This window comes from Xenorhabdus griffiniae (genome assembly GCF_001028135.1).
Classification (GTDB): Bacteria; Pseudomonadota; Gammaproteobacteria; order Enterobacterales; family Enterobacteriaceae; genus Xenorhabdus; species Xenorhabdus bakwenae.
On the sequence record NZ_LDNM01000156.1, the window covers coordinates 1 to 4,131 of the forward strand.

Annotated in this window: 5 protein-coding genes and 2 pseudogenes; 4 read left to right on the top strand and 3 right to left on the bottom strand. The window is 43.7% G+C overall.

Features of this window, described 5'->3' with window-relative positions:
* Window positions 1-442, bottom strand: a pseudogene (locus AAY47_RS19040) (bifunctional DNA primase/polymerase); the annotation flags it as partial.
* Between the two features lie 13 nt (window positions 443-455).
* Window positions 456-656: a helix-turn-helix domain-containing protein gene (locus AAY47_RS19045; protein WP_047771908.1), complete on the bottom strand. Its 201-nt coding sequence runs from the start codon at window positions 654-656 to the stop codon at window positions 456-458.
* Window positions 657-818: 162 nt separating this feature from the next.
* Between AAY47_RS19045 and AAY47_RS19050 the strand changes: the two genes are divergently transcribed.
* Window positions 819-1,481, top strand: coding sequence for a S24 family peptidase (locus AAY47_RS19050; protein WP_268802001.1), 663 nt, complete (start codon window positions 819-821; stop codon window positions 1,479-1,481).
* A gap of 608 nt (window positions 1,482-2,089) precedes the next feature.
* Entirely contained in the window at window positions 2,090-2,524 is a 435-nt protein-coding gene (locus AAY47_RS20185) for a helix-turn-helix domain-containing protein (RefSeq protein WP_053014359.1), read from the top strand.
* On the opposite strand, the gene AAY47_RS19060 is transcribed toward AAY47_RS20185, so the two are convergent.
* Window positions 2,511-2,696: a hypothetical protein gene (locus AAY47_RS19060; protein WP_047771912.1), complete on the bottom strand. Its 186-nt coding sequence runs from the start codon at window positions 2,694-2,696 to the stop codon at window positions 2,511-2,513. The genes AAY47_RS20185 and AAY47_RS19060 overlap by 14 nt on opposite strands.
* A gap of 134 nt (window positions 2,697-2,830) precedes the next feature.
* Between AAY47_RS19060 and AAY47_RS19065 the strand changes: the two genes are divergently transcribed.
* Both AAY47_RS19065 and AAY47_RS20190 read left to right on the top strand, forming a co-directional pair.
* Window positions 2,831-3,232 carry a hypothetical protein gene (locus AAY47_RS19065; RefSeq protein ID WP_047771914.1) on the top strand — a complete coding sequence of 134 codons (402 nt, stop codon included), beginning with the start codon at window positions 2,831-2,833 and terminating at the stop codon, window positions 3,230-3,232.
* A gap of 242 nt (window positions 3,233-3,474) precedes the next feature.
* Window positions 3,475-4,131: pseudogene (locus tag AAY47_RS20190) on the top strand (hypothetical protein); the annotation flags it as partial.

A 4,131-nucleotide genomic window follows, 5' to 3' on the forward strand; every position in this document is an offset into this window, starting at 1 on the left:
CGCGCTTACGATACTCGCCCTTAACTGACAACAAATACAGGCACTTATTACTGTTATTGCGATAACGGCGCGGAGGCAGCTTGCCGAACATCTGGGTTAACAGCGCCTGAATTTGCGCCTGTATTTTCTCATCTTCGCTATCGCAATCCACCGCCAGCTCATTACGCCCGGTACGCATACAAATACCGTAGTCCGGTTCGTTCGACCATGTTGTAATATCCGAATCAGTGACTGTCTTCTCCGTCCATTTAGGGATACCCACCACTTGCCGTGAACGATTGTAACGACTCGGGGTCTTACCAATGCTTTTCAATGATGAATCGGGGGAAACGAGGGCATCAGGATTACATACCACGGGTAGCAGCTTCTCCGCACAGCCCAGTATCAGATCCATATGGAACCATTCATCAGGCGTCGCCCCCCAGTTTGTTTGTTCTGACATATGGGTACGCGCCTTATTTGTTATTTTCTTTCACAAATTCCGTATAAAAACGCTCAATAGCTCTAACGGTAGATAAACGGGGATCGTTCCTCTCACCCATAAAAATACGGCTTAAGGAAGATTGACTAACACCGGTAAGATCAGCCAGTTGTGCTTGAGTAAAACCAGCTTCACTTAGTCTTCTAACCATTTGATGGGGTGAAATATCGTTCATATATTAAAATCCTCTAGGTTGGTGTAATAGTTAGAATACCCAAAGTTGAATTAAATACAATCTGAAATTTAATTTTAAAAAAAGCTAGAATATGCAAATATCCACAAATGGCTTGATTGCAAAATAATCTAAAGGCTAAACAGAATGTCGTCACTCACCGATATGTTAATCAAAAACATTAGGTATCTAATGTATACGCACGGTATTAGCAGTTTCACCGAGCTATCTAAGCGCCTGAAAATGCCACAATCAACTATGCACCGAATATCAGTAGGCGAAATAAAAGACCCTAAGTATTTGATGTTAAAGCAGATAGCTGATTTTTTTGGAGTTTCTACTATAGATTTGATTGAATGCGATTTACAAAGCGCCCAACCAACAACGGTTGCCGAGGTAGACGGCGAATATTACCCGCATACATTCTCTCTAATCCCTGTTCGCGATGATGTCGTTATCAAAGATGACACTAACGACGATAACGATATAACAAATGACACCTATGAAACTAGACGATACCTCCGCTGGCCTTCCTACGATAGCGATGCATACGCAGTAAAGTGTAAAGCGGCATCAATGACGCCACGTATTAAAGAGGGGGAATTTGTTGTTGTTGAACCGAATCGTGAAGTCACTCCCGGGGATGAGGTTCTAATCATAAATACAGATGGCGTCGCTTCAGTAAAAACTTTCATATTTGAAAGAGATGGAAACTACCACGTGATACCTGTCAACGAAGACCACGCCCCTATTCGCCTCCCTAAAAGTGCTGTTGAAACCCTTCACTATGTCGCTGGTATTGCGAAACCTGATCTAATAAAAAATTAAGTCAATATAAATCAATAACATAAATGAGGTCGCAAAATGCGGCCTTTCTTTTTACAAAAATTAATTACTTTTTGGGTTGACATTCATATTTGAATTAACCTATAAATTACATATTGGATCATTTAACCAATAATAGAATTATCACCCGCTCTTTAACAATTTGGAACTTACACCTAATGCTGAGTAGAGAGATCTACATAACTCAGCTCCCTGACATTCCCAGACCTCACGGGGTACATGGCATCTCAGGCGCGCGGCGGACAGTGTTAGGTGTGTCTATTAACTATAGGAGGAAATAATCATGCTTTAGCAAAGCGGATAGACCGTGGAGTTGAACTTAAAGCTACTGTTATGAGGTAGCCCTGAGTCTCTCAACGAAGAGAGCCAGAAGCAGGTCGAACTGCACACGCGCTGGTTAGGGTTAATGAGAAGAAGACGTGCCGGTAGAGCAGCGTGACCGCCAATCACGCACCGGTTATCAGCGGCGAGAGCGCGACAGGAACTCAAGGGCATGAGCGCGACCACTGCGATAGTGTGGTTGGCTAACTGTAGGTCATTCACAGAGTGACCTATGGTGAGTTAACTTAACAATAACAAGGTAAATTGAAATGCTAACCAGAAACATATCTTACCTAATGACCAGTCACGAAATACCCAGCGTAAAAGAACTAGCTAAACGCCTAGAAATAAATCAACCCACATTACATAGAACACTGTCAGGTGAAGTTAAAGATCCCTCTTACTCTATGTTAAAAAATATTGCTGAGTATTTTGGACGTACCGCAACGGATTTAATGGAGTGTGATCTATCGGAAATTGACGGTGGCAGTCCCTACATCCACACTATCGATGGTGCACCAGAACCGAAGTTTAAAACGTTCCCACCGGTATTAAAAAACATCATCGTCGATACTTACAAAGAAATCGTTATACGCGAGGCAAGATTATCTCATGAGTCAAAAGGGACTTCGTATCAAACAGCCAGACTAGAAAATCTGGCTGAAAATTTAGTGAAAGGTTTTTCTAAACTTATTGAGAGTTAGTTCCATCACTTTCTAGTTTTTCAAAGTGGTCTAACAAGGTATTAAAAGTCGAAACAACATCTTTACCTTTATCTTGCACTTCATTAAACGCCCCCGCGCGTATCAACTCTATTAGTACTCGATAAGCAGTGTTATGAGGGTCTCTAAAAGCAATCGAAATATCTTCTGACATTGATTAACTCCTTATTTTGACTGTGGAATAACCAACGTATCAGCTTTTCTTGACTGTGGAAAGCAAGAAACCCGCGCCGCCTGAGCGGGTTAACAAAAACAGGCGATTGCTACTACCTAAAAGAGAAAACAACAATGACTAAACATATTCATGCCGATTTGATTACCCAGTACGCACAAATCGCGCAAACAGATAATGAACCGTGGCGACATTTTCAATGTAAAACGCTCACCAATAACGATTGGGATGATTGCATTACACCTATTGCATTCTGGTTCGACCGTGAGTATCGCCTGAAACCCCGTACTATCAAAATCGGGGGTATCGAAGTTCCAGAGCCAGTGAGAGGGCCATTGGTGATTGGCACTGAGTATTATACTCCGGCAATCAACAGTATCTCACTCTACGCAAACCGGGTCACGTGGGGTAACGATACCTGTGATATCGAATGGTTGCAACGCGGTCTAATCCACCTCGACCGCGAATCCGCCGAACTGCACGCTCGGGCGTTGATAGCGCTGACCGCTACGAAATAAAACCGCATTACGTCCGTACCAAATTATCGTCCTTTGGCTACCACACCCATCTGCCAGTTTTGGTGGGTGTGCTTTTTGGTGTGTAAAAAAGCGTTATGAAACCAAAAATAATACCGGTTGACCGATACCCGGTAAATAACACCGTTCGCCGCCTACGCTGGCAACGGAAACTCGAAGAATTACAACGCAATCCTGATAGTAAATTCCCAATCACTTTGTATTCATAATAAAAGGGCTGGAAAATGAGTTTAGAAATAGTTATAGAGAAAAATAATGAGCTGCTAGAGCGGGAAACCGCGCTGTTGGAGCAGCAAAACGCACTGAAAGCAGAGCAAAACGCACTGTACACCTATAACAATACTTTAATCGAGCAACTTATTTCAGCATTAACAAATAATGTTGCTATCCGCGCTCCTACTGAACAATCCGCCAACCCCCACGGTATGGAACTCCGCGGGGAGGGAGCTAACGAAGTCATTGTTGATGAAGGGTGGGATAACCAACCCGCCAAACCGAAAAAAACCAGCACCAAACCGAAAGCCGATAACACCCCCGTGGATATCGAAACACTGGATTTGGAAACTGTGTCCGCCATTGCTGTGTTGTTCAAAAATGACGCCTACAACCTGACCGCCGATAAACTGGCACAGGCTCGAGCTGTGATCGATGGCGTTGGCTCCGAGGAACGTAACGGGCAGGTAGACGCGCTGGATTGTGCATTACAAGGCTTGCAAGAACTCAAGGCCTTGACAAATGCGCGAATTTTAGACTTGTGTCTGGAAATGGTAGCGAAATGGGATGATATCCCCGGCATTACTGAACGCCGAGAATTTGCGTTGGCATTGCTGGATGAGGGCAAACAGACCCCTGAACCAGAACCAGAGGTTGATCCCGCAGTA